The 1,190-nt window shown below is 65.9% G+C and carries 2 protein-coding genes; both read right to left on the minus strand.

Annotated features, from left to right (window positions below; all coding sequences use genetic code 11):
* Nucleotides 1-167 precede the first annotated feature (167 nt).
* A complete protein-coding gene (locus tag ACIRJP_RS42710) occupies nt 168-566 on the minus strand; it encodes a hypothetical protein (protein WP_404186659.1) in 399 nt (132 codons plus the stop codon).
* On the minus strand, nt 563-1,190 hold a 628-nt coding region (locus ACIRJP_RS42715; protein WP_404186661.1), incomplete at its 5' end, for a transposase. The genes ACIRJP_RS42715 and ACIRJP_RS42710, both read right to left, overlap by 4 nt.

Here is a 1,190-nt window from a genome sequence, read left to right on the forward strand (position 1 = left end):
GTGAAGTTTCCAGGCATTTCAGGCTGTGCACGTTGGCGATGAATGCGGCAAAGCAGCTCGAAATACCCACCGCGAATCAACATCAAACGCCCACTTAGTGGGCGGTTCGTAAAGTGATGTCCGTTTCTGTATGAGGGTTGCGTCAGGGGTGCTGGTCGTAGCGGTGGCTATTGCTTCCTGGCGAAGCTGCCTGTGTCGGCTTCGGTGAGGATGCCGAGTTTGACCAGGCGTTTCAGCTTGGCTCGGGTGTCCTCGGCGTTCTTGGGCAGGAGTTCGTGGCCGAGGGTCTGGCAGATGTTCTTGGCCCGCAGTGGTCCGGTGGCCTCGTGGAACACGGTGAGGATGCGGGCGTAGTCCGGATGCTGGGGCAGTTCCGGCAGGGAGGCGGGGATCCGGTCGGCGAGGCTGGTGACGGTCTTGCGGGTGATCGCGAGGTGTTCGAGGTGGGTCTCGGCTTCCCGCAGCCGGGCCTGCAGGTCGTCGATCTGCGCGCGGAGGTCGTCGGCCAGGGCCCGGGCGGCCTCTTCCTGGATGTCCAGTGCCTGGAGGAGAGGCTGGATGTTCATGCGGCTGCCGCCTCTTCTCGCCAGGTGGGGGTGTTCGCGTCGGTGAGACGTCGGACCATCACGTGGGTCATTGCCCAGTAGACGCGGGAGATCGAGGAGGAGGGGCGGTGTTCGTAGTCGCGGACCAGACGTCGGTGCATCAGGATCCCGTAGGTCTGCTCGACCCTCCACCGCTTCGGCTGCGGGACGAACCCCTTGTGCTGCGGGTCGCGTTGGACGATCTCCACGTCGATGCCGAGGCTGGCGCCGTGTGCGACGACCTGGTTTTTGAAGCCCTGGTCGACCAGAGCCCTGCTGACGGTGCCGCCGGCGTTCTCGGCGACCTCGCTCAGCAGGGCGATGCCCGCGGTGTTGTCGTGAACGTTCGCGGCGAGGACGACGACCGCGATGACCAGGCCGAGGACATCCACGGCCAGGCCGCGCTTGCGGCCCGGCACCCGCTTGGCCGGATCGTGGCCGGTCGTGGAGGCGGGGACCGAGGTGGCCGCGTGGACACTCTGGGTGTCCAGGACCACCAGGGTCGGGTCCTCTACTGAGGTTTTCAGGGTGGAGTCGGTGGTACGAGGGTCAGACCGGTGGCGGTGAGGCAGCCGTTGATCAGGTGGGGCCGGAGCTGGATCCTGC

Source organism: Streptomyces sp. NPDC102437, from assembly GCF_044765565.1.
Lineage (GTDB): Bacteria > Actinomycetota > Actinomycetes > Streptomycetales > Streptomycetaceae > Streptomyces.

Bases quoted from the DNA above. Each gene is read 5' to 3' on its own strand.
- ACIRJP_RS42710 (WP_404186659.1), bottom strand. From the start codon at position 566: ATGAACATCCAGCCTCTCCTCCAGGCACTGGACATCCAGGAAGAGGCC.